The sequence below is a fragment of the Terrabacter lapilli genome (assembly GCF_039531305.1).
Classification (GTDB): Bacteria; Actinomycetota; Actinomycetes; order Actinomycetales; family Dermatophilaceae; genus Terrabacter; species Terrabacter lapilli.
This window is the reverse complement of record NZ_BAAAPU010000003.1, coordinates 1,010,958-1,030,807: the sequence shown is the minus strand read 5'-3', so window position 1 is coordinate 1,030,807 and position 19,850 is coordinate 1,010,958. Positions and strand designations below refer to the sequence as shown.

Here is a 19,850-nt window from a genome sequence, read left to right as displayed (position 1 = left end):
CGAGGATCGGGTGCACGGTCCCGCTCATCAGCCCTGCCGCGTCCCCGATCTGTGCCCCGTAGAGCTCTGCGCCAGGCTCTGCGAGGAGGGCACGCAGCACGAGTTGCGTGGTCAGCGTCATTCGTGGCGCGGAGGTCATGCTTGAACTCTACCTAGCCCCTAGGTAGAGTTCAAGCATGCAGCGGGGGCTGCCTCGCTGCGGTGATGATCAGCAAGGAGGGTGAGACGCCCATGGATGAGACCACGCACCGGGAACCGGGCCAGGAGATGCGCCGCCCTGGACGATGGTGGTGCCGCCTGCACCTCTGGCACCGCTGGCGCACGCACCGCTACCCGAACAGCGCGGACTACGGGGCCCGCTACCAGGAGTGCCTCGACTGCGGCAAGCAGCGTGACGTGCCGGTCAGTGCAGGGATCATGCCCTGACCCGCGACCCGCGCACACGGTCCCCCCGGAGCCCGACGATGTGGCCCCGCGCAACACCGGGAGCGAAGCAGCCCCTGACCTGCGTTTCCGCTGGTCAGGGGCTGCTTCGTACTGGTGGGCGATACTGGGTTTGAACCAGTGACCTCTTCCGTGTCAAGGAAGCGCGCTACCGCTGCGCCAATCGCCCGTGGGTGTTGCTGGTGGTGCTGGGTCCTGCGTGGTGTCTCACCGAGGTGGAGACGGGATTTGAACCCGTGTACGCGGCTTTGCAGGCCGCTGCCTCGCCTCTCGGCCACTCCACCGTGGAAGGCAAGTGGATCTTTGCCTCCGAGCGGACGACCGGGCTCGAACCGGCGACCTCAACCTTGGCAAGGTTGCGCTCTACCAACTGAGCTACGTCCGCGGGAACACCAGCGGTGTAACTTCCCCGCTCGGTGCGTGGTAGACACTATCCGATCGCTCCACGAGATACAAAACCGGCTCCGGAGGCCCCGGCGGACCCCTTCTCAGGGCCGCTTCGCAGGCGGATTAGCGGCCTCCTCCGAGCTTGTCGGGCTCTCCCCGACGCCACGCCGGATGGCTGCGCCGAGGGGTCCGGGCTGCTTGCTGTGGAACTGCTGGTCGCGTCCGCGGTCGCCCGGGGCGGTGCCGTCCTGGACGCTCGCGGCCTCTTCCGGCTCGGCCGCGCCCGCCGCCCGTCCCAGCAGTGCGCCTGCGCCTTCCTTGGCCCAGTTCACGAGGCGCACGTCGGTGCCCTCGTGGAGGTCCACGGGCCACAGGATGCGTACGGCAGCATTCAGCCCCGCGCCGATCAGGATGGCGATGGCCAACGCGTAGAGCCACACGAGCAGGACGATGGGGGTGCTGAGCGGGCCGTAGATCGACGACCCGCCCATGGAGGCCTCGAGCGAGACGCGCACGACGTAGGAGGCGCCCATCCAGACCGCCATGGCGAGCAGGGCTCCGGGGAGGTTGCGACGCCACGGGCTCCGGTGCGGGGTGGACACGTGGTACATCGAGGCCAGCAGCACCACGCCGAAGGCGATGAGGGCCGGCCAGTAGAGCGCCCGGGTGACGGCGGCCGCGAGGTCGGGCAGCCACGAGGCGAGCAGCCCGGGACCCAGGAGCATCAGGGGTAGCACGACGACGGCCGAGACGATGCCGAAGGAGTAGAGCAGGAGGCTGAAGGCCCGCATGTGCACGATGCCGCGAGCGCCGTTCTGGCCGTACATGATCGACACCGTGTCGACGAACACGTTGAGGGCTCGCGACCCCGACCAGAGCGCGAGCAGGAAGCCGACGGAGATGATGTCGACGCGCCCGCCGCGCAGCACGTCGGTGACGGTCGGCAGGAGCAGCTCGTTGATGCTCGACTCGGAGAGGAAGCGGGAGGCGTACTGCTCGATGACGGTCACGATCCGCTGGGTGGTGTCGGGCCCGATCCAGCTGCCGACGAAGCCGAGCCCACCGAAGAGCCCGAGCACGAGCGGCGGGAGGCTGAGCAGCATGAAGAAGGCGCCCTCGGCTGCCAGCCCGGTCACGCGGTAACGCAGGCAGACCCGGATGGTCTCCCGGGTCAGCCTCCCGAGGCGGAGCCCCCACGGCACCCGCTCCAGCACTCCTCGCGTCCTCGTCCGCACGCTCATCGTGTCCGAGGCTAACCGGGTCGGGAGCGGTCGCGTCGCCGCGTGCCCACGGGTGACCGGCACGACACCCGGTGCGTCCCTCCCCGGCCGTGCCAGCGACCTACCCTCGGGACGTGAGCACACACGAGGTGACGAACCAGGTCCCACCCTTCCTCGGCAGCCACTTCCTCCTCGACGACGCGGTCCTGCGCGAGTCCGTCGAGCGTTGGGCGGGCCCGTCCACGGTGGCCGACCTGGCACCGCTCGGCGCCCTCGCCGGCACCGACGAGGCGCAGGAGCACGCCCGGCTCGCCGACACCCACCCGCCCGTCCTGCGGACGCACGACTCCCGTGGGAACCGCATCGACGAGGTCGAGTTCCACCCTTCGTGGCACTGGCTCATGACGCAGTCCGTCGGTGCCGGGCTGACGGCCGAGCCGTGGACCGCGCCGCCGGGCTCCGGTGCCCACCTGCGCCGCGCCGCCGGCTTCCTCCTGTGGTCCCGCGTCGAGGCCGGCCACGGCTGCCCCGTCTCGATGACGTATGCCGCCGGGTCGGCCCTGCGACACGACCGCACCCTGGGCGACCGCTGGCTTCCCGCCTTGGCGAGCCGCAGCTACGACTTCGGCATCCGGCCCGTCTCGCAGAAGGCCGGTGCGGTCGCCGGCATGGGCATGACCGAGAAGCAGGGCGGCTCGGACGTGCGCAGCAACACCACGCGCGCGGACGCCGCACCCGGCGGGCCGCTCCCGGGCGAGACCTACCGGCTCACCGGCCACAAGTGGTTCTGCTCGGCACCGATGAGCGACGTCTTCCTCGTCCTGGCCCAGGCGCCGGGGGGCCTGACCTGCTTCGTGGTGCCGAGGGCCCTCGACGACGGCACCCGCAACCCCTTCGCGCTGCAGCGCCTCAAGGACAAGCTCGGCAACCACTCGAACGCCTCGAGTGAGGTCGAGCTCGACGGGACGTGGGCCAGCCGCCTCGGCGAGGAGGGCCGAGGCGTCCGCACCATCATCGACATGGTCGGGGCCACCCGCCTCGACTGCGTCCTCGGCTCGAGCGCCACCATGCGCGACGCGGTGGCCCGTGCGGTGCACCACGCGCGGCACCGGTCGGCGTTCGGGGCGCGGCTCGTCGACCAGCCGCTCATGCGCAACGTCCTGGCCGACCTCGCCCTCGAGTCCGAGGCCGCGACGCTGCTCGGGCTGCGGCTCGCCCACGCCGTGGACCACGGCGAGACCGAGCTGGCGCGGATCGGGGTGGCCCTCGGGAAGTTCTGGGTGTGCAAGCGCACCGCTCCCCTGGTGGCCGAGGCGCTCGAGTGCCTCGGGGGCAACGGCTACGTCGAGGAGAACGGCCTCGCGCGGCTCTACCGGGAGGCGCCGCTCAACTCGATCTGGGAAGGCTCGGGCAACGTCAACGCCCTTGACGTGATCCGCGCCGTGACGCGCGAGCCGACCACCCTGGAGGCGCTGACCAAGGAGCTCCACGAGGTGCGCGGCCGCAGCAGCGAGCTCGACGCGTACGTGGACTCCGCTCTGGCGCAGCCTCGTTCGCTCGACCCTGCGTCGGCTGATGCCGCCTTCGGCGCGCGAGCCGTCGTGGAGCGGCTGGCGCTCGCCCTGCAGGCGGCCCTCGTGGTGCTCCACTCCCCCGGCCCGGTCGCCGACGCCTTCGTCGCGAGCCGCATCGGCGGACACCGGGGGCACACCTTCGGCTCGCTCGACGTCGACCTCGCCGGCCAGGCGGCGGCCGTCATCGAGCGCGTCAGCTGAGCGACAGCCGCTTGCGCTCGGCCTCGACGTCGAAGTCGGCCGGTGGCCACTGCAGGTTCATGCCCCGCAGCGCGTCGAGCAGCAGCTGCTGCACCGCGAGCCGGGCGTACCACTTGCGGTCGGCCGGCACGACGTGCCACGGCGCGCCCACCGTGGAGGTCTTGTCGAGCACCGCCTGGTAGGCCTGCATGTAGGCGTCCCAGCGACCGCGCTCGTCCACGTCACCCGGGTTGTACTTGTAGTACTTGTCGGGTCGGTCGAGCCGCTCCATGAGCCGGGCCTTCTGCTCCTCCTTGGAGATGTGCAGCATCACCTTGACGACGGTCGTCCCGGCGGCGACGACCTTGCGCTCGAAGGCGTTGATCTGGGCGTAGCGCTTGGACCACACCTCCTGCGGGACGAGGTCGTGGACGCGCACGACGAGCACGTCCTCGTACTGCGACCGGTCGAAGACCCCCAGCTGTCCCGGCAGGGGCAGCGCCTTCTCGATGCGCCAGAGGAAGTCGTGCGCCAGCTCCTCCTTGGTGGGCGCCTTGAAGGCGGTGGCCCTGACGCCCTCGGGGTTGACCGAGATGACGTGGCGCATGATGCCGCCCTTGCCGGAGGTGTCCATCCCCTGCACGACGAGCAGGACCGAGTGCTTGCCGCCGGCGGTCGACTCGGCGAAGAGTCGCTCCAGCTGGTCGGAGAGCTCGGCCTCGCAGGCCTTGAGGGCCGCCTTGCCGTCCACCTTGTCGCCGGTGAAGCCGGGCGTGCCGGACGTGTCGACGTCGGCGAGCACGAAGCCCTTGCCGACCCGCAGGGCGTTGGCGACGTCCTTGATCTCCTGGACTGCCTCGGCCTCGTGCTCGGCGAGCAGCTCGTCCTCCTCGGCGGCGCGCTCGACGACCGCGGCGGCGAGCTTGCCGCCCCCGCCCTTCTCGCCCTTCTTGGCTTTGCCCTTCTTGCCCTTGCCCTTGCCCTTCGCGCCCTTGCCCATGGCGACATCCTGCCTGAAGCGCGGCCCGCGTGAGGGGATGTGAGGGCGCCGACCGGCGGGGCGGCGACCGGCGCTCGCCCCGTCGCGGATACTGGCGGGCATGCGACTGCTCGTCCCCGGCCGGTCCGGCCTCCCCGCGCTCGCCGACCTCGACGCCGCGGGGCTCTTCGCCGCGTATGCCGCACCGGGTGACCCGTGGGTGCGCTGCAACATGATCGCCTCGCTGGACGGGGCGGCGACCGGTCCTGACGGCCGCTCCGGCTCGATCAACAACGCCGCCGACCACGTGGTCTTCGACGTGCTTCGAGCCATGAGCCACGTCGTCGTCGTGGGCGCGGGGACGATTCGCGCAGAGGGTTATCCGCCCCTCTCCGTTGCAGACTCGCTCCTGGGGCTGCGACGCGACCTCGGCCTGCCGGAGGTGCTGCCTCTCGTCGCGGTGAGCAACCGCGGCGAGGTGCCCTCGACCCTGCGCGGCTGCCGGGACGGGCGGGCCCTCGTCGCCGTACCGGCCGCGGCGCCCGGACTCGCAGCCGCTCGGCGAGACCTCGGCGAGGACAACGTCCTCGTGTGCGGCGAGGAGCGCGTCGACCTCGCGGCCCTGCTCATGGCGCTGCACGAGCGAGGCCTGCGGCAGGTCCTGACCGAGGGTGGCCCCACCTTGCTGGCGGCGTTCCTCGCCCAGGGACGGATCGACGAGCTGTGCTTCACCATCGCACCGCAGGTCGTCGGCGGCGACCACCCCCGTCCCGTCGCCTCGCCCGGCACGCCGGCCGAGCTCCAGCTCGAGGTGCTCGTCGAGCAGGACGACACCGTGATGGGGCGCTGGCTCGTCCGGCGGTGACCGCCGCCGCCTGCCGCCTGCCGGCTCGCCGCCTCGCCGGGCTCGCCGGGTCAGACGCTTCCGACGAACTCCCGCAGGACGCGCTCCCAGCGCTCGGGCTCGACGTTCCACTCCCGACAGTGCCCGGCAGTGGCCCACCGCTCCAGCCGGACGAGGTCGGGCCGTCGTCCGGCGAGCGCGACGGCAGGCCCGATGGGCACGAAGTCGTCGCCGTCCGAGGCGATGACGAGCATCGGGTGGTGCAGCTCGTCGGCCCTGGCCACCCAGTCCGTGCGCGCCACGTCGATGGGCTCGTGGACCCCGACCAGGCGGCGGCTGCGGCGCGATCCCATCAGGTCGGTCGCGACGCGCACGAGCGGACCCGGCACCTTGCGCAGCCGTCCGTGGTGCCGCAGCACGACCCCCCAGTCGATGACGGGCGAGTCGAAGACCACGCCGACGACGCGGTTCGAGAGCGGCGAGCGGTCGAGCGCCTGCAGCACGATGGCACCCCCCATCGACCAGCCCAGCAGGAGGATGCGTCGGGCACCCCGCGCCACGGCATACGTCATCGCCGCCTCGACGTCACGCCACTCGGACAGGCCGAGGTTGTAGCGCCCGTCGACGCCCCGCGGGGCGTCACGGTCGTTGCGGTAGGCCGTGACGAGGCTGGTCCAGCCGGCCGCGTGCAGGACCGGCACGGCCCGCAGCGTCTCCTCCTTGCGGGCCCCGCGACCGTGGACCAGCACCGCCCAGTCCGTCCCGGCCGCCCCGCCCTCCGGCGGGACGACCCACCCGGGGAGGGTGCCCACGTCTGACACGATCCCGACGTCCTCGTCGGTCAGGCCCAGGCTCACCGACGGTCGGTCCCAGAAGTAGTACTGGTTCCAGCGCGCCGGGCCGACCTCGATGCGGCCTCGGTCCACTGCGAGCAGCCGGCGCTGCACCGCTCCGGCGTCCTCACCGACGACCTCGCCGACGCGCGCGTGCCCTGCTCCCCCGTCCAGCCAGACGCCGTAGCGCCCGGGCGCGAGGGTGTCCGGCGTCGCCGTGAAGGTCACCGTCCGCCCGTCGTGGGCCAGCACTTGCACGTCGTCGGGCAGCAGCTCGTCGGGCGTCACGATCTTGCGGGCGAAGTACGCCGCCGCCGCAATGGACCCGCTCGCGGCGCCCAGCAGCGAGCCGGTGCCCGCAGCCGCCGCCACGAGCACCGGACGGGGGACGCGGCGCACCTGCACGGCCCCATCGTCGCAAAGGACGGGAACGGCACGCGGGAAGGACGGTCGGACGGGTGCGGCGCGGGCACAAACCGCGCACCCGCGGCGTTGGGAAGGACATGAGCGACCACACCACCTCCCAGAAGCCGTATGCCGTCCAGCGCACCGACGAGGAGTGGCGCGCGGCCCTCACCCCGGCCGAGTACAAGGTGCTGCGCCAGGCCGGCACCGAACCGGCCTTCCGCGGCGAGTACACCGACACCAAGACCCAGGGCGTCTACTCGTGCCGGGCCTGCGGGGCCGAGCTGTTCCGCAGCGACACCAAGTTCGAGTCGCACTGCGGCTGGCCGTCGTTCTACTCGCCTCTCGCCGGCGACTCCGTCGAGTACATCGAGGACCGCTCCTTCGGGATGAAGCGCGTCGAGGTCCGGTGCGCCACGTGCGGCTCGCACCTCGGCCACGTCTTCGAGGGCGAGGGCTACGACACCCCGACCGACCAGCGCTACTGCATCAACTCGATCTCGCTGCGGCTGCAGCCCGACGAGTCGGTCACCCCGGAGGACTGAGCCGACTGGACCACGGCAGGAACGTCGGGAAGGTCACGGGATCGCCGGGACGGCTGCCGGCCGGCGGCGTCCTCGCCTAGATTCGAAGCATGGACGACGGCGACATCCGCATCAGCAACGCCGAACGCGAGCAGGCCCTCTCGGCCCTGGCGGAGCACCACGCGGCCGGCCGGCTGGACGCCGACGAGTACGAGGACCGGCGTGGACGGGCCACCGACGCCGTCGTCCGGCGTGAGATCACCGAGCTGTTCACCGACCTCCCCGAGCCGCACCCGCAGCTCGGGGCGTCGGTGACAGCCCCCGCGCCCTCCCCCTCGGCTCCGCAGACCACAGTCCCGCCCGCCACGACCCGGTCGAAGCTCGCGCGCACCCTGGTGAGCCTGTCGCCCTTCATCGCTCTCGCCGCGTTCTTCCTCACGCGACAGTGGCTGGCGTTCCTGCTCGTGCCGATCATCGCGATCCTCGTCAAGACCTTCGACGACTGAGCGAGGTCGACGGCTGAGGCCCCGCTCCTTGGAGCGGGGCCTCAGCCGTGTTCAGCACAGGGTGGGGTCGGTTCAGCGGAGGTTGGCGACCAGCTCGGCCGGCTCGACCTTGGGGCCGGTGAAGAACGGGATCTCCTCGCGGACGTGCAGGCGCGCCCGCGACGCGCGCAGCTCGCGCATCAGGTCGACGATGCGGTGCAGCTCGTCGGCCTCGAAGGCGAGGAGCCACTCGTAGTCGCCGAGAGCGAACGAGGCGATGGTGTTCGCGCGCACGTCCGGGAAGTCCCGGGCCATCTGGCCGTGCTCGCGCAGCAGGTCGCGCCGCTCGCTGTCCTCGAGGAGGTACCACTCGTAGGAGCGCACGAACGGGTAGACGCAGAGGTACTTGCGCGACACCTCGTCGGCCATGAAGGCCGGGATGTGGCTCTTGTTGAACTCCGCCGGACGGTGCAGCGCCGCGCTGCTCCACACGGGCTCGAGGTGCTGCCCCAGCTCCGTGCGCAGCAGCCGGTGGTAGGCCGACTGCAGCCGCTCGATCGTCTCGGCGTGCCACCACACCATGAAGTCGGCGTCGCCGCGCAGGCCCGCCACGTCGTAGAGGCCCCGCACCACGACACCCTCGCCGGCGATGTCCTCGAGGAACGCCTCGAGCTCGGACACCAGCTTCTCGCGGTCGTCGCCGAGGGGGGTGACGCTGCTGAACACCGACCACATGGAGTAGCGGATGGTGTCGTTGATCTCTCGCATTCGTGCCGGGGTCAGGCGCTCGCTCATGCCCCCATCATCGCAACTTCTCCCGGCCCGGACGTCAGCGGGTCACCACCGCCCGCGCGGCCGCCCGACCAGAGGCGATGCAGGCGGGGATGCCCACCCCGTCGTATGCCGCCCCGCACAGGGCCAGCCCCGGCGGCAGCTCGCGCGTGGGGGCCAGGCGCGTACGGTGCCCGACGGCATACTGCGGCAGCCCACCGCCCCACCGTTGCACGTGGGCGGCGGCAGGGTCGGGCAGCTCCGCCCCGAGGACCGTGCGCAGGTCGTGGAGCGCGACCTCGACGAGCTCGTCGTCGGGCCGCTGCAGGGTGCTCTCCTCCCGGTGGCGCCCCACCGAGGCCCGCAGGAAGGTGCGCTGCGGGTGTGCGGCGGCCAGCCACGGCCACTTCACCGTGCTGAAGGTCGAGGCCTTGATGGTCAGCGGCTCGGTGGGCGGCACCAGGAAGCCGCTGCCGTCGAGCAGCTCCGGCGGTGGGCCCGCGAGGGCGAGCGTGACGATGGCCATCGACGCGTACTCGATGCCCGCGAGGGCGCGCGAGGCGCCCGGCGCCACCTCCCGCAGCAGCCGCGAGGCGGGAGCCGCGGGCGTCGCCAGCACCACGGCGTCGAAGCGCTCGTGCAGCACATCGGTCGTCGGGCCGCTCGAGACGACCCAGCCGTCCCCGTCGCGACGCAGCTCCCGGACGACGGTGCGGGTCCGCACCGTCACGCCCGAAGCGGTCAGGCGGCGCTCGAGGATCTCGGGCAGCGACCCGAGGCCGCCGACGAGGGAGGCGAAGACCGGCTGCCCGGCAGCGGGACCGCTGTCGGCGGCCTCCGCCGCGGCCCGGGCCACGTCGCGCAGCCGCCTGCCGTTGCGAGCAGCGGCTGCCAGCACCGGGACCGCCTGCTCGGCGGAGATCTCCCGGGCATGGCCGGCGTACACCCCCGCCAGCAGGGGCTCGACGAGCCGGTCGGTCACCGCGCTCCCGAGCCGTCGGTCGACGAGGTCGCCGACCGACACGTCGTCCGCCTCGACGCCGTCGAGGACCTCGTGGGCGAGCCGGTCGACCTCGTCGTCGCTCAGCAGGCCGCGTACCGACTCGGGGTCGGAGGGCACGCCCATCACCGTCCCACGTGGCATCGGCCACCGCCGGCCCCGCGAGACGATGGAGGCGCCCGCCGCGGACGGGTGCGTGACGCGGTCCGTGAGCCCCAGCTCGTCGAACAGGGCGAGGGCCTCCGGCCGGCGGGCGAGGACCGACTCCGCGCCGACGTCGATGCGCACGCCACCGACGTCCTCGAGGCGCAGCTTGCCGCCCACGCGGTCGGAGCCCTCGAGGAGGGTCACGTCGCAGCGCGGCTCGGAGCGGCTCAGCTCCCACGCCGCCGCCAGCCCGCTGATCCCGCCACCGATGACGGCAACCGTTCGTGCCATGGCGCCACTCTTTCACTGCGCCCCCGTGGAACTGCCTCCGGGGCCGCGGGCAGCGGTGGGTCGTCGCGGTCGGCGGTCACGAGCTGCAACGAGGTGGCTCAACGGGGCCAGGGCAAGGGGGCGGTGCAACGACGGCACCGGTCCAGGTGTCTGTCCAGGCAGGAACGTCGCCACGGATGCGTTCCGACCGCCACCGATCGCAGCACCGTCACGCGAGCGCGGCGGAGGCGACCCGTCGAAAGGCTGATCCATGACCGCCCTCTCGCCCCTGCTGCGCTCCCCCTCACCGTCCCAGTCCCCCGCGTCGGCGTCGGGGCCGCAGCCACCGTCGCGGCCGCGCCGCCGCCGCGTCCTCGGTGTCCTCGCGGTCACCGTCGCCCTGCTCGCGGTGGCCGTCCCCCTCGGCCTGCGCGGGGTGGATGCCGGCTCCTCCGCCCCGGCGGTCGGGGCCCGAGCCGGGGACGTCCGCGGCCCCGCGCAGGGCAACGGCAGCTCCTCGGCCGGTGGGGTCACCGGGGCGCCGGAAGCGCAACAGGGAGCGGGGTCCGCGACATCCTCAGCCGGCGGCAGCGGAACCAGCGAGTCGGGCGCGGTCATCGAACCCAAGATCGCGAGGACCGCGTGGCTGGGCCTGAAGGTCACCGATCTGGCCGGCGCCGCCGCCCGCGCGCGGGTCGTCGCCACGGAGGCCGGCGGCCAGGTGACCTCGGAGGACGTCGTCACCTCGGCGGACCCGACGGGTGGCCTCCTCGGCGGCTCACAGGGCGGCGCGACGACCGGCAGGCCGGACTCCTCGTCCGGCGGCGTCGCACCCGCGCCCGGCGTGCCGGCGCCGAGCCAGCCGGGGGCAGTGCTGACGCAGGTCGGCGTCGACCAGGCCAGGATGGTCCTCAACGTGCCGGCCAAGGGGCTGGACCAGGTGCTGACCCAGCTGTCGACGCTCGGCACCGTCAGCTACCGGTCCTCCCAGTCGCAGGACGTCACGGACGCGTACGTGGACACCCGGTCCCGGATCCAGCCCATGCGCGACGGGATCGAGCGCGTGCGGGCCCTGCTGGCCCGGACGACCGACCTCCAGCAGGTCATCACCCTCGAGACCGAGCTGAGCCGCCGCCAGGCCGAGCTCGACTCGCTGACCCAGCGGCTCGCGCAGCTGGACGCGATGACGACGACGAGTGACGTCACTCTGTCGATGTGGACCGACACCACCCCACCTGCCCAGACCGGCGGTGGCCTGTCCGGCGGCCTCCGCAGCGCCTGGGACAGCCTGCTCGGCTCCCTCACCGTCGTCCTGACCGGGCTCGCCGCCCTGCTCCCCTGGCTCCTGGTCCTCGTGCCGCTCGGGCTGCTGGGGCTGCGACTCTGGCGCCGCCGCACCGCGGGTGCGCCGGCGGCCTCTGGGTCCCCGGGCTCAGCCGACTGACCGGGCGCAGGACCCCGCAGCGATCCGGCGAGGACCTCGGGTCAGCGGACGAGGCGCCGGCGCACCATGTCCGAGACCTGGCGGACCTCACGGACGTGCAGCGCGTGGGCGAGTCCCAGGTAGATGACGCCGAAGACGAGGCTCGTCAGGCCGATCTCCAGGGCGCTGGCGAAGATTCGCTTGCCGACGGACGACGATCCGTCGATGGCTCCGGCGGTGATGGGGTGGACCACCACGGTGACGGCCCAGGCGACGAGCCCGGCCACGGCCGCCGCGATGCCGACACGCGACGCGGTGACGACGGAGCCCATGAGGCCGAGGCTGCCGGTGCGGCGGCGCAGCAGGTAGAGCCCGACGCCGGAGCTGACGACGTTGCCCACGGTCTGCCCCATGGCCATGATCCCGATCGCCCACACCGGGTTGACGAAGATCGTGACCAGGCCGGCGAGGGCGCTGATGCCGGTCAGCAGCGCCTGCATCACCACCGTCGGCTTGCCGTCCTCGAGGGCGAAGAACATGCGGTAGCACAGCAGGTCGAGGCCGAACGGCACGAGACCCAGGATCATGATGACCAGCACGCTCGACGCCACCTCGATCGACCGCGGGTCGGTGCCGCTGGGATACAGCAGGGCGACGATCGGGGCGGCCAGGACGACGACGAGCACCATGATCGGCACGTTGGCCACGAGCGGCATGGTCAGGCCCTGCTGGAAGTCGCGTCGCAGGGCTCTGCTGTCGCCGGAGGCCGCGGCCGCCGAGAAGCGAGGGAAGAGCGCCGTGATGATCGAGGTGGTCACGAACGCGTGCGGCAGCATGAAGAGGGTGAAGGCGACTCCGTAGGCCGCCGGGCCGCGCACCTCGCGGCCCAGGCCCATCCGAACGGCCGAGGACGTCGCGTTGTTGAGGACGCCTTGGCTGATGAAGAAGCCGAGCTGCGAGATGGCCAGGCCCGCGAAGGCCCACAGGGCGAGACGGCTGACGCCTCCGAGGCCGACACCTCGCACGCCCCAGCGGGGGCGGTAGCGGAAGCCGGTGCGGCGCAGGGCCGGGAGCAGCGACAGCGCCTGGACCACCACGGAGATCGTGGCCGAGCCGGCGAAGAGCCAGATCATCGGCGCCGTCCACTCCGACGGATAGCGCGCGCGAGCCTGGCCGGCTGCGTCGACGAGATGCGGTTTCGGGAACACGACGAGGAAGAGCAGCAGACCCGCGACGGCGACGACGTTGGCGAGGAACGGCGCCCAGGCGAACGCGCCGAACCGGCCTCTGGCGTTGAGGATCTGGCCGAGCAGCGCGAAGAGCCCGTAGAAGAAGATCTGCGGCAGGCAGATCAAGGAGAAGGACAGGGCGAGGCTCTTGAAGTCGGGTGAGCTGTTGCGCGCGAGCAGCCACACGAAGCCACCGGCACCCGCCATGACGAGCACGGTGATGCCGGCCATCCCGGCGAGGGCCACCGTGATGACCCGGTCGGTGAACTCCTGCCCCCCGTCGTGGAGCTTCATGGCCCGCGCCAGCGACGGGATCAGAACGGCGTTGAGGATGCCGCCGGCGGCCAGGACGTAGAGCACGTTGGGCAGCGTGTTCGCGAGCGAGAACGCGTCACCGGCCAGCGTCAGACCGATGATCGCGGTGATGAGGGCGTTGCGCAGGATGCCGAGCACGCGCGAGGCCACCGACCCACCGAGCATGGTGAGACTGGAGCGCGCGACCGATGGCGCTGCCGTGGTCATCTTCGGCGCCGTCGCCGTCATCCGCGGCTCGAGCAGTCGTGCACGAGTGCCGTGACGCGGGTGAGGACGTCGGGGTCGACGTTGGGCAGCACGCCGTGGCCGAGGTTGAAGATGTGCCCGGGCGCGCGCCGCCCTTCCTCGACGATCTCGCGCACGCGCCGCTCAAGGGCCTCCCACGGCGCGAAGAGCAGCGCGGGGTCGAGGTTGCCCTGGACGGCATACCCCCGGCCGAGACGCTCGACGGCGTCGGTCAGCGACACGCGGTAGTCGACGCCGACGACCTCGGCGCCGGCCTCGCCCATGAGCCTCAGCAGCTCACCGGTGCCGACGCCGAAGTGGATCCGCGGCACGCCGAGGTCCTCGACGGCAGCCAGGGCGACCGCGGAGTGCGGCATGGCGCGGGCCGCGTAGTCGGCCTTGGACAGCGCGCCCGCCCAGGAGTCGAAGAGCTGGACGGCGCTGGCACCGGCCTGCGCCTGAACCCGCAGGAACTCACCGGAGATCTGGGCGAGCCTGCCGCAGAGCGCGTCCCACAGCTCGGGGTCGCCGTGCATGAGCGCCTTGGTCTTCTCGTGGTTCTTGGACGGACCGCCCTCCACCAGGTAGGAGGCCAGGGTGAACGGCGCACCGGCGAACCCGATGAGCGGCGTCTCACCGAGCTCGCGGACCAGGGTCTGGACCGCCTCGGTGACGAACGGCACGTGGTCCGGCGTCAGCGGCACGAGCTGGTCGAGGTCGGCAGCCGTGCGCACGGGCCGGGCGACGACGGGCCCGACGCCCGGCACGATGTCGAGGTCGACCCCGATCGCCTTGAGCGGCACCACGATGTCACTGAAGAAGATGGCCGCGTCGACGCCGTGACGGCGCACCGGCTGCAGGGTGATCTCGGTGACGAGCTCGGGTCGCATGCACGACTCGAGCATCGGGACGCCCTCGCGGATCGCGCGGTACTCGGGCAGCGAGCGGCCCGCCTGGCGCATGAACCACACGGGCGTGCGGCTGACCGGCTCCCTGCGGGCAGCGCGCACGAGGTCGCTCTGGCGGGTGTCTGGTAGGGCTGCGGTCGGCACCGGTCAATCCTGCCACGGCCCCGAGGTGCCCCCGAGCCACGCACGCACGGCGTGGCCTGAGGACAGATCGCCCGCATGCGGCATACGCTCGTCTGGTGCACACGAGAACGTTGCCGGGCAGCCACGGCGCGGTCTTCGCAAGGACGCTGAGCGCCCTGCGAGACGTCCGTCTGCGCTCCGAGCTGCGCCTGACCGAGGTGCCGGCCCCCACCCGCATCGCGCCGTACGCGGCAGCGATCACCGCCGACGTCATCGACGTGACCGACCCGGAGGAGGACCTCGCGACCGGTCGGTTCGTGCTGTTGCACGACCCGGCCGCGCCCGAGACCTGGGACGGGCAGTGGCGCATCGTCACCTTCGCCCGGGCCGAGCTCGAGCCTGAGCTGGCGGGCGACCCGATGCTCGGCGCCGTGGGTTGGTCGTGGCTCAGCGACTCGCTCTCGAGCCGCGGGCTCACCTGGACGGCCGAGGCCGGCACGGTCACGCGAGTGGTCAGCGAGAGCTTTGCCGGGCTCGCCGACCGCGCGGCGAGCGTCGAGATGGAGATCCGCGCCTCGTGGACGCCGGTGCTCGGCGACGCCGCCGACCACCTGCGGGCCTGGGCCGACATGCTCTGCACCATCGCCGGCATCCCGCCGCTGCCTGACGGTGTCGTCCCGCTCCCGGGGCAACGACGGTGACGGCGGAGCCCACCGAGCCGACAGAGCCGACGACCGAGCAGGCCGCCCAGGCGACCGGCGAGCTCACTCCGGGTGAGCCGTCCGAGACGCCCGCAGCGCTCGTTCCGCTGACCCACCCGCGCGACGGGGTGCCGGACGTCGTGGTCGACGAGCGCACCCTCCTGCAGGCCGCGGAGGCCATCGCCGCCGGCACCGGGCCGGTGGGCATCGACGCCGAGCGGGCGTCCGGCTACCGCTACGGCCAGCGCGCGTACCTCGTCCAGATCCGCCGCGAGGGCTCGGGCACCTGGCTCATCGACCCCATCGCCTGCCCCGACCTGTCCCCCGTCGGCGACGCGATCGGCGACGCCGAGTGGATCCTGCACGCCGCGACGCAGGACCTACCCTGTCTCACCGAGGTCGGGCTGCGCCCGCAGTCGCTCTTCGACACCGAGCTCGGCGGCCGCCTGGCCGGCCTCCCCCGGGTGGGGCTGGGCGCCATGGTCGAGCACTACCTCGGGCTCCAGCTGGCCAAGGAGCACTCCGCGGTCGACTGGTCCGTGCGTCCGCTGCCCGAGCCGTGGCTGCGGTATGCCGCCCTCGACGTCGAGGTGCTCGTAAACCTCAGGGACGCGGTGGCCGCCGAGCTGGCGGCGCAGGGCAAGGCCGCCTGGGCGCGCGAGGAGTTCGACCACCTGCTCGACTTCACCGGTCCCGAGCCGCGGGTCGACCCGTGGCGGCGCACCTCGGGCATGCACAAGGTGCGTGGCCGGCGGGGCCTCGCGATCGTCCGGGAGCTGTGGCTGTGGCGTGACGCAACGGCCCAGCAGCGGGACACGTCGCCGGGCCGCATCCTTCCCGACGCAGCCATCAGCGAGATCGCCATCGCCAACCAGCGCGCCACCGCACCGCCGCGCACCGTCTCCTCCAGCGACCCGCGCCTCGCGCGTTCGATCCGCCGCAACCAGGAGGCCATCATCGAGGCGGTCGCGCGAGCCCTCGCCCTCTCCGAGGCCGACCTGCCGGCGCTGACGCTGCCTCCCACGGGTCCCCCGCCGCCCAAGGCCTGGGCCGACCGCGACCCGGTCGCAGCGGCTCGCCTGACCCGCTCCCGCGAGCTGCTGGGGGCCGTGTCCGAGGAGCTCGCCGTCCCGGTGGAGAACCTCCTGACCCCCGACCTGCTGCGCCGGTTCCTCTGGGAGGGGCCGGCCGCGCCGACGACCTCCGAGGTCGCGGACGCCTTGGCGGCGATGGGCGCACGCCGCTGGCAGACGACCATCGCCGCGCCGCTCGTCTCCCTCGCCTGCAGCGAGAACCCGCCCGCCTGAGCCGCGGCCGGCGCCGGGTGAGGATGCTCACGCACGGGGCCGTTGGCGGGGAAGTTACCGAGAAGTAGCATGACGCGAGGCGCGCCCCTGCGCCCCGGTCGGCTCCGAACCGGCCACCCCTCCGATCCACCCTGATCCCTGCGATCACCTTCGACCCCTGGGAGGCACTGTGCCCCGCGCACTCAATGAGGTCGTCTTCGTCGACGGCGTCCGGACGCCCTTCGGCAAGGCCGGCGAGAAGGGCATGTACGCCCAGACCCGCGCTGACGACCTCGTCATCCGGTGCATCCGCGAGCTGCTGCACCGCAACCCGAACCTGCCCAAGGACAAGGTCGAGGAGGTCGCCATCGCCGCGACCACCCAGATCGGCGACCAGGGGCTGACCCTGGGCCGCACGGCCGCCCTCCTCTCCGGCCTGCCGAACACCACCCCGGGCTACTCGGTGGACCGCATGTGTGCCGGCGCCATGACCGCCGTGACCAACACCGCGAGCTCCATCGCCTTCGGCGCCTACGACGTCGCGATCGCCGGCGGTGTCGAGCACATGGGCCGCCACCCGATGGGCGAGGGCGTCGACCCCAACCCGCGCATCGTGTCCGAGAAGATCGTCGACCCGGACGCACTGGTCATGGGCAAGACCGCCGAGAACCTCCACGACCGCTTCCCCCAGCTGACGAAGCAGCGCTCCGACGCCTTCGCGGTGGGCAGCCAGGACAAGCTCGCCAGGGCGTATGCCGACGGCAAGATCCAGCGCGACCTCGTCACCGTCGCGACCCGCCACGCCGAGCAGGGCTGGGGCCTGGCCTCCGCCGACGAGCCGCCCCGCCCCGGCACGACCGTCGAGGACCTCGGCCAGCTGAAGACCCCGTTCCGCGCGCACGGCAACGTCACCGCCGGCAACGCCGCCGGCCTCAACGACGGCGCGACCGCCTGCCTCCTCGCCTCCGAGCAGGCCGCGACCGAGCTCGGCCTGCCGGTCCGGATGCGTCTCGTGTCCTACTCCTTCGTCGGCGTCGAGCCGGAGGTCATGGGCGTCGGCCCGGTCCCGGCCACCGAGAAGGCTCTCGCCAAGGCCGGGCTCTCCATCGAGGACATCGGCCTGTTCGAGCTCAACGAGGCGTTCGCCGTGCAGGTCCTCGCGTTCCTGGACCACTTCGGCATCGCCGACGACGACCCGCGCGTCAACGAGTACGGCGGCGCCATCGCCACCGGCCACCCGCTCGCCAGCTCGGGCGTGCGCCTCATGACCCAGCTGGCGCGCCAGTTCGAGGAGCACCCCGAGTCGCGCTACGGCCTGACCGCGATGTGCATCGGCATCGGCATGGGCGGCGCCGTCATCTGGGAGAACCCGCACCACCAGGACTACGTGTCCTCCGCCACCACGAGCCACACCGCGACCGACGAGGAGATCGCCAAGTGACCGCCACGACCGCCGAGAAGGCCACGGCTGCAACGGACTTCGCCACCGAGGTCGTCACGAGGACGCCGGCCCGGGACATCGCCCTCCCGGGCGGCGTCGGCACCCTGGCCCTGGTCACGCTCGACAACGGCTTCGACCACACCAAGCCCAACACCTTCGGGCCGGAGTCGATCGCGGGCCTGACCGCCACCATCGAGCGGCTCCGCCAGCGGGCCGAGGCCGGTGAGATCGCCGCCGTCGCCGTCACCGGCAAGCCGTTCATCTTCGCCGTCGGCGCCGACCTCACCGGCGTGCCCTTCATCGGCTCCCGTGACCAGGCGCTCGAGATCGCCCGGGCCGGCCACACGGCATACGCCGCGTTCTCCGACCTGCCCGTGCCGACGTTCGCCTTCGTCAACGGCGCCGCCATGGGCGGTGGCGTGGAGCTGGCGCTGTCCGCGACCTATCGCACGATGAGCGCGGGCGTCCCCGCGGTCGCGCTGCCCGAGGTCTTCCTCGGCCTCGTGCCGGGCTGGGGCGGCTGCTGGATGCTGCCCAACCTCGTCGGCATCGAGAAGGCCATCACGGTCGTCATCGAGAACCCGCTGAGCCAGAACCGGATGCTCAAGGGGGTCGAGGCGTACCAGCTCGGCATGGCCGACGTGCTCCTCGAGCCGGCCGACTTCCTGGAGGAGTCGATCGCCTGGGCGGCCAGGGTCCTCTCCGGCGAGGTCACGGTCGAGCGCCCCGAGGTGGACCGCGACGAGACGGCGTGGGACACCGCCGTCGCCAAGGCCAGGAAGCTCGCCGACGTCAAGACCGGCCGCCAGGCCAAGAGCCCGTATGCCGCCCTCGACCTCCTCACGGCCGCGCGCACCGCGACCCGCGAGGAGGGCTTCGCGGCCGAGGACGAGACGCTGGCCGACCTGCTCATGAGCGACGAGCTGCGGGCCGGGCTCTACGCGTTCGAGCTCGTGCAGAAGCGCGCCAAGCGTCCCGCGGGCGCGCCCGACAAGAGCCTCGCGCGGACAGTGACCAAGGTCGGCATCGTCGGCGCCGGCCTCATGGCCAGCCAGCTCGCGCTGCTGTTCATCCAGCGCCTCCAGGTGCCCGTCGTGCTCACCGACATCGACGACGAGCGCGTCGCCAAGGGTGTCGGCTACGTCCACGCCGAGCTCGACAAGCTCGCCGGCAAGGGTCGCCTCAACCCGGACCGGCTCAACCGCTACAAGGCCCTCGTCACCGGGTCCACGAGCAAGGACGGCTTCGCCGACGCCGACTTCGTCATCGAGGCGGTCTTCGAGGAGATGTCGGTCAAGCAGCAGGTCTTCGCCGAGGTCGAGGCCGTCGTGTCGCCCGAGTGCGTGCTCGCCACCAACACCTCGAGCCTGTCCATCGCCGAGATGGCCTCGAAGCTCGAGCACCCGGAGCGGGTCGTCGGCTTCCACTTCTTCAACCCGGTCGCCGTCATGCCACTGCTCGAGGTCATCCCGGGCGAGGTCACCGACGACGCCACTCTCGCAACGGCATTCGCCGTCGGCAAGGCGCTCAAGAAGACGTGCATCCGGGCGGCGGACCGCCCGTCGTTCATCGTCAACCGGCTCCTCGGCCGGTTCATGGGCGAGGCGGCGAAGATCCTCGACGAGGGCACGCCCATCGAGGTCGTCGACCGCGCCTTCGCCGGTCTGGCCCCGATGCCGCCCTTCGTCCTCATCGGGCTCGTCGGGCCGGCCATCGCGCTGCACAACGGCGAGACGCTGGTCCGGGCCTTCCCCGACCGGTTCTACGCCTCCCCCACCCTCCAGCGCATCGTCGCGGCCGGCAAGCGCGGGTTCTACGACCTCAGCTCCGGCCGCCCCGTCCTCGACCCCGAGGTGCCGGAGCTGATCGAGCAGCCGGCCGAGCCGGTCGTGCTCGACCTGGCGCAGGTGCGCGAGCGCGTGCTGACCGTCCTGGCCGACGAGGCGCGACGGATGCTCGACGAGGGCGTCGCGCAGGCCCCGATGGACATCGACCTCGCGATGATCACCGGCGCCGGCTTCCAGTTCTGGAACGGCGGCATCACGCCGCTGCTCGACCGGACCGGCGTCGCCGAGGCCGTCACGGGCTCGCGGTTCCTGCCGGAGGGCGTCGCCAACGCCCGCCGCTGAGGGCGCA

17 protein-coding genes and 3 tRNA genes are annotated in these 19,850 nt (G+C 72.4%); 10 read left to right on the top strand and 10 right to left on the bottom strand.

What is annotated here, in order from left to right:
• The first annotated feature begins 231 nt into the window (after positions 1-231).
• Positions 232-426 carry a hypothetical protein gene (locus ABD241_RS06185; RefSeq protein WP_344059480.1) on the top strand — a complete coding sequence of 65 codons (195 nt, stop codon included), beginning with the start codon at positions 232-234 and terminating at the stop codon, positions 424-426.
• A gap of 112 nt (positions 427-538) precedes the next feature.
• On the opposite strand, the gene ABD241_RS06180 is transcribed toward ABD241_RS06185, so the two are convergent.
• The 4 genes from ABD241_RS06180 to ABD241_RS06165 form a co-directional block, all read right to left on the bottom strand.
• Positions 539-613, bottom strand: a tRNA-Val gene (locus ABD241_RS06180).
• Between the two features lie 44 nt (positions 614-657).
• Positions 658-728 (bottom strand) — tRNA-Cys (locus ABD241_RS06175).
• A gap of 28 nt (positions 729-756) precedes the next feature.
• A tRNA-Gly gene (locus ABD241_RS06170) sits at positions 757-829 on the bottom strand.
• Between the two features lie 103 nt (positions 830-932).
• The gene (locus ABD241_RS06165; RefSeq protein WP_344059477.1) at positions 933-2,072 is read right to left on the bottom strand and encodes a YihY/virulence factor BrkB family protein; all 1,140 of its coding nucleotides are present in this window, start codon (positions 2,070-2,072) and stop codon (positions 933-935) included.
• Between the two features lie 113 nt (positions 2,073-2,185).
• On the opposite strand from ABD241_RS06165, the gene ABD241_RS06160 reads away from it, so the two are divergent.
• Complete coding sequence (locus ABD241_RS06160) at positions 2,186-3,826, top strand: acyl-CoA dehydrogenase family protein (protein WP_344059475.1); 1,641 nt, start codon at positions 2,186-2,188, stop codon at positions 3,824-3,826.
• Here the strand turns inward: ABD241_RS06160 and ABD241_RS06155 are convergent.
• A complete protein-coding gene (locus tag ABD241_RS06155) occupies positions 3,819-4,805 on the bottom strand; it encodes a polyphosphate kinase 2 family protein (protein ID WP_344059473.1) in 987 nt (328 codons plus the stop codon). The two genes, ABD241_RS06160 and ABD241_RS06155, sit on opposite strands and share 8 nt — an antisense overlap.
• A gap of 100 nt (positions 4,806-4,905) precedes the next feature.
• Here ABD241_RS06155 and ABD241_RS06150 point away from each other — a divergent pair, with 100 nt between their 5' ends.
• Positions 4,906-5,649, top strand: a complete 744-nt coding sequence (locus ABD241_RS06150; RefSeq protein ID WP_344059471.1) for a dihydrofolate reductase family protein — start codon at positions 4,906-4,908, stop codon at positions 5,647-5,649.
• 50 nt (positions 5,650-5,699) lie between these two features.
• Here the strand turns inward: ABD241_RS06150 and ABD241_RS06145 are convergent, their stop codons facing one another.
• Positions 5,700-6,866, bottom strand: a complete 1,167-nt coding sequence (locus ABD241_RS06145; protein ID WP_344059469.1) for an alpha/beta hydrolase family protein — start codon at positions 6,864-6,866, stop codon at positions 5,700-5,702.
• A 98-nt stretch (positions 6,867-6,964) separates the two neighbouring features.
• On the opposite strand from ABD241_RS06145, the gene msrB reads away from it, so the two are divergent.
• Together msrB and ABD241_RS06135 are read left to right on the top strand one after the other, a co-directional pair.
• A complete protein-coding gene (msrB, locus tag ABD241_RS06140; protein WP_344059467.1) occupies positions 6,965-7,411 on the top strand; it encodes a peptide-methionine (R)-S-oxide reductase MsrB in 447 nt (148 codons plus the stop codon).
• 89 nt (positions 7,412-7,500) lie between these two features.
• Positions 7,501-7,896, top strand: coding sequence for a DUF1707 SHOCT-like domain-containing protein (locus ABD241_RS06135; protein ID WP_344059465.1), 396 nt, complete (start codon positions 7,501-7,503; stop codon positions 7,894-7,896).
• Between the two features lie 72 nt (positions 7,897-7,968).
• On the opposite strand, the gene hemQ is transcribed toward ABD241_RS06135, so the two are convergent.
• Both hemQ and hemG read right to left on the bottom strand, forming a co-directional pair.
• Entirely contained in the window at positions 7,969-8,670 is a 702-nt protein-coding gene (gene hemQ, locus ABD241_RS06130) for a hydrogen peroxide-dependent heme synthase (RefSeq protein WP_344059463.1), read from the bottom strand.
• 34 nt (positions 8,671-8,704) lie between these two features.
• Positions 8,705-10,084 (bottom strand): protoporphyrinogen oxidase, encoded by a 1,380-nt coding sequence (gene hemG / locus ABD241_RS06125; protein WP_344059460.1) that lies wholly within the window; start codon positions 10,082-10,084, stop codon positions 8,705-8,707.
• A gap of 250 nt (positions 10,085-10,334) precedes the next feature.
• Here hemG and ABD241_RS06120 point away from each other — a divergent pair, with 250 nt between their 5' ends.
• Complete coding sequence (locus ABD241_RS06120) at positions 10,335-11,507, top strand: DUF4349 domain-containing protein (protein ID WP_344059458.1); 1,173 nt, start codon at positions 10,335-10,337, stop codon at positions 11,505-11,507.
• A 41-nt stretch (positions 11,508-11,548) separates the two neighbouring features.
• Here ABD241_RS06120 and murJ read toward each other — a convergent pair whose 3' ends face one another.
• Entirely contained in the window at positions 11,549-13,237 is a 1,689-nt protein-coding gene (murJ, locus tag ABD241_RS06115) for a murein biosynthesis integral membrane protein MurJ (protein WP_344059544.1), read from the bottom strand.
• 17 nt (positions 13,238-13,254) lie between these two features.
• Positions 13,255-14,307: a uroporphyrinogen decarboxylase gene (gene hemE, locus ABD241_RS06110; protein ID WP_344059456.1), complete on the bottom strand. Its 1,053-nt coding sequence runs from the start codon at positions 14,305-14,307 to the stop codon at positions 13,255-13,257.
• A 95-nt stretch (positions 14,308-14,402) separates the two neighbouring features.
• On the opposite strand from hemE, the gene ABD241_RS06105 reads away from it, so the two are divergent.
• The 4 genes from ABD241_RS06105 to ABD241_RS06090 all read left to right on the top strand — a co-directional run bounded on the left by ABD241_RS06105 (position 14,403) and on the right by ABD241_RS06090 (position 19,843).
• On the top strand, positions 14,403-14,987 hold the full coding sequence (locus ABD241_RS06105; protein WP_344059454.1) for a DUF3000 domain-containing protein: 585 nt from the start codon (positions 14,403-14,405) through the stop codon (positions 14,985-14,987).
• Positions 14,984-16,294, top strand: coding sequence for an HRDC domain-containing protein (locus ABD241_RS06100; protein WP_344059452.1), 1,311 nt, complete (start codon positions 14,984-14,986; stop codon positions 16,292-16,294). Before ABD241_RS06105 ends, ABD241_RS06100 begins: the two co-directional genes overlap by 4 nt.
• Before the next feature lie 169 nt (positions 16,295-16,463).
• Entirely contained in the window at positions 16,464-17,714 is a 1,251-nt protein-coding gene (locus tag ABD241_RS06095) for a thiolase family protein (RefSeq protein ID WP_344059450.1), read from the top strand.
• Entirely contained in the window at positions 17,711-19,843 is a 2,133-nt protein-coding gene (locus ABD241_RS06090; RefSeq protein ID WP_344059448.1) for a 3-hydroxyacyl-CoA dehydrogenase NAD-binding domain-containing protein, read from the top strand. The genes ABD241_RS06095 and ABD241_RS06090 overlap by 4 nt, the downstream gene beginning before the upstream one ends.
• The last annotated feature ends 7 nt before the right edge of the window (positions 19,844-19,850 follow it).

Excerpts from the sequence above, each read along its gene's own strand:
- ABD241_RS06165 (WP_344059477.1), bottom strand. The coding sequence starts at position 2,072 with ATGAGCGTGCGGACGAGGACGCGAGGAGTGCTGGAGCGGGTGCCGTGG.
- hemG (WP_344059460.1), bottom strand. The coding sequence starts at position 10,084 with ATGGCACGAACGGTTGCCGTCATCGGTGGCGGGATCAGCGGGCTGGCG.
- ABD241_RS06120 (WP_344059458.1), top strand. The coding sequence starts at position 10,335 with ATGACCGCCCTCTCGCCCCTGCTGCGCTCCCCCTCACCGTCCCAGTCC.
- murJ (WP_344059544.1), bottom strand. The coding sequence starts at position 13,237 with ATGACCACGGCAGCGCCATCGGTCGCGCGCTCCAGTCTCACCATGCTC.
- hemQ (WP_344059463.1), bottom strand. The coding sequence starts at position 8,670 with ATGAGCGAGCGCCTGACCCCGGCACGAATGCGAGAGATCAACGACACC.
- ABD241_RS06185 (WP_344059480.1), top strand. The coding sequence starts at position 232 with ATGGATGAGACCACGCACCGGGAACCGGGCCAGGAGATGCGCCGCCCT.
- msrB (WP_344059467.1), top strand. The coding sequence starts at position 6,965 with ATGAGCGACCACACCACCTCCCAGAAGCCGTATGCCGTCCAGCGCACC.
- ABD241_RS06135 (WP_344059465.1), top strand. The coding sequence starts at position 7,501 with ATGGACGACGGCGACATCCGCATCAGCAACGCCGAACGCGAGCAGGCC.
- ABD241_RS06150 (WP_344059471.1), top strand. The coding sequence starts at position 4,906 with ATGCGACTGCTCGTCCCCGGCCGGTCCGGCCTCCCCGCGCTCGCCGAC.
- ABD241_RS06155 (WP_344059473.1), bottom strand. The coding sequence starts at position 4,805 with ATGGGCAAGGGCGCGAAGGGCAAGGGCAAGGGCAAGAAGGGCAAAGCC.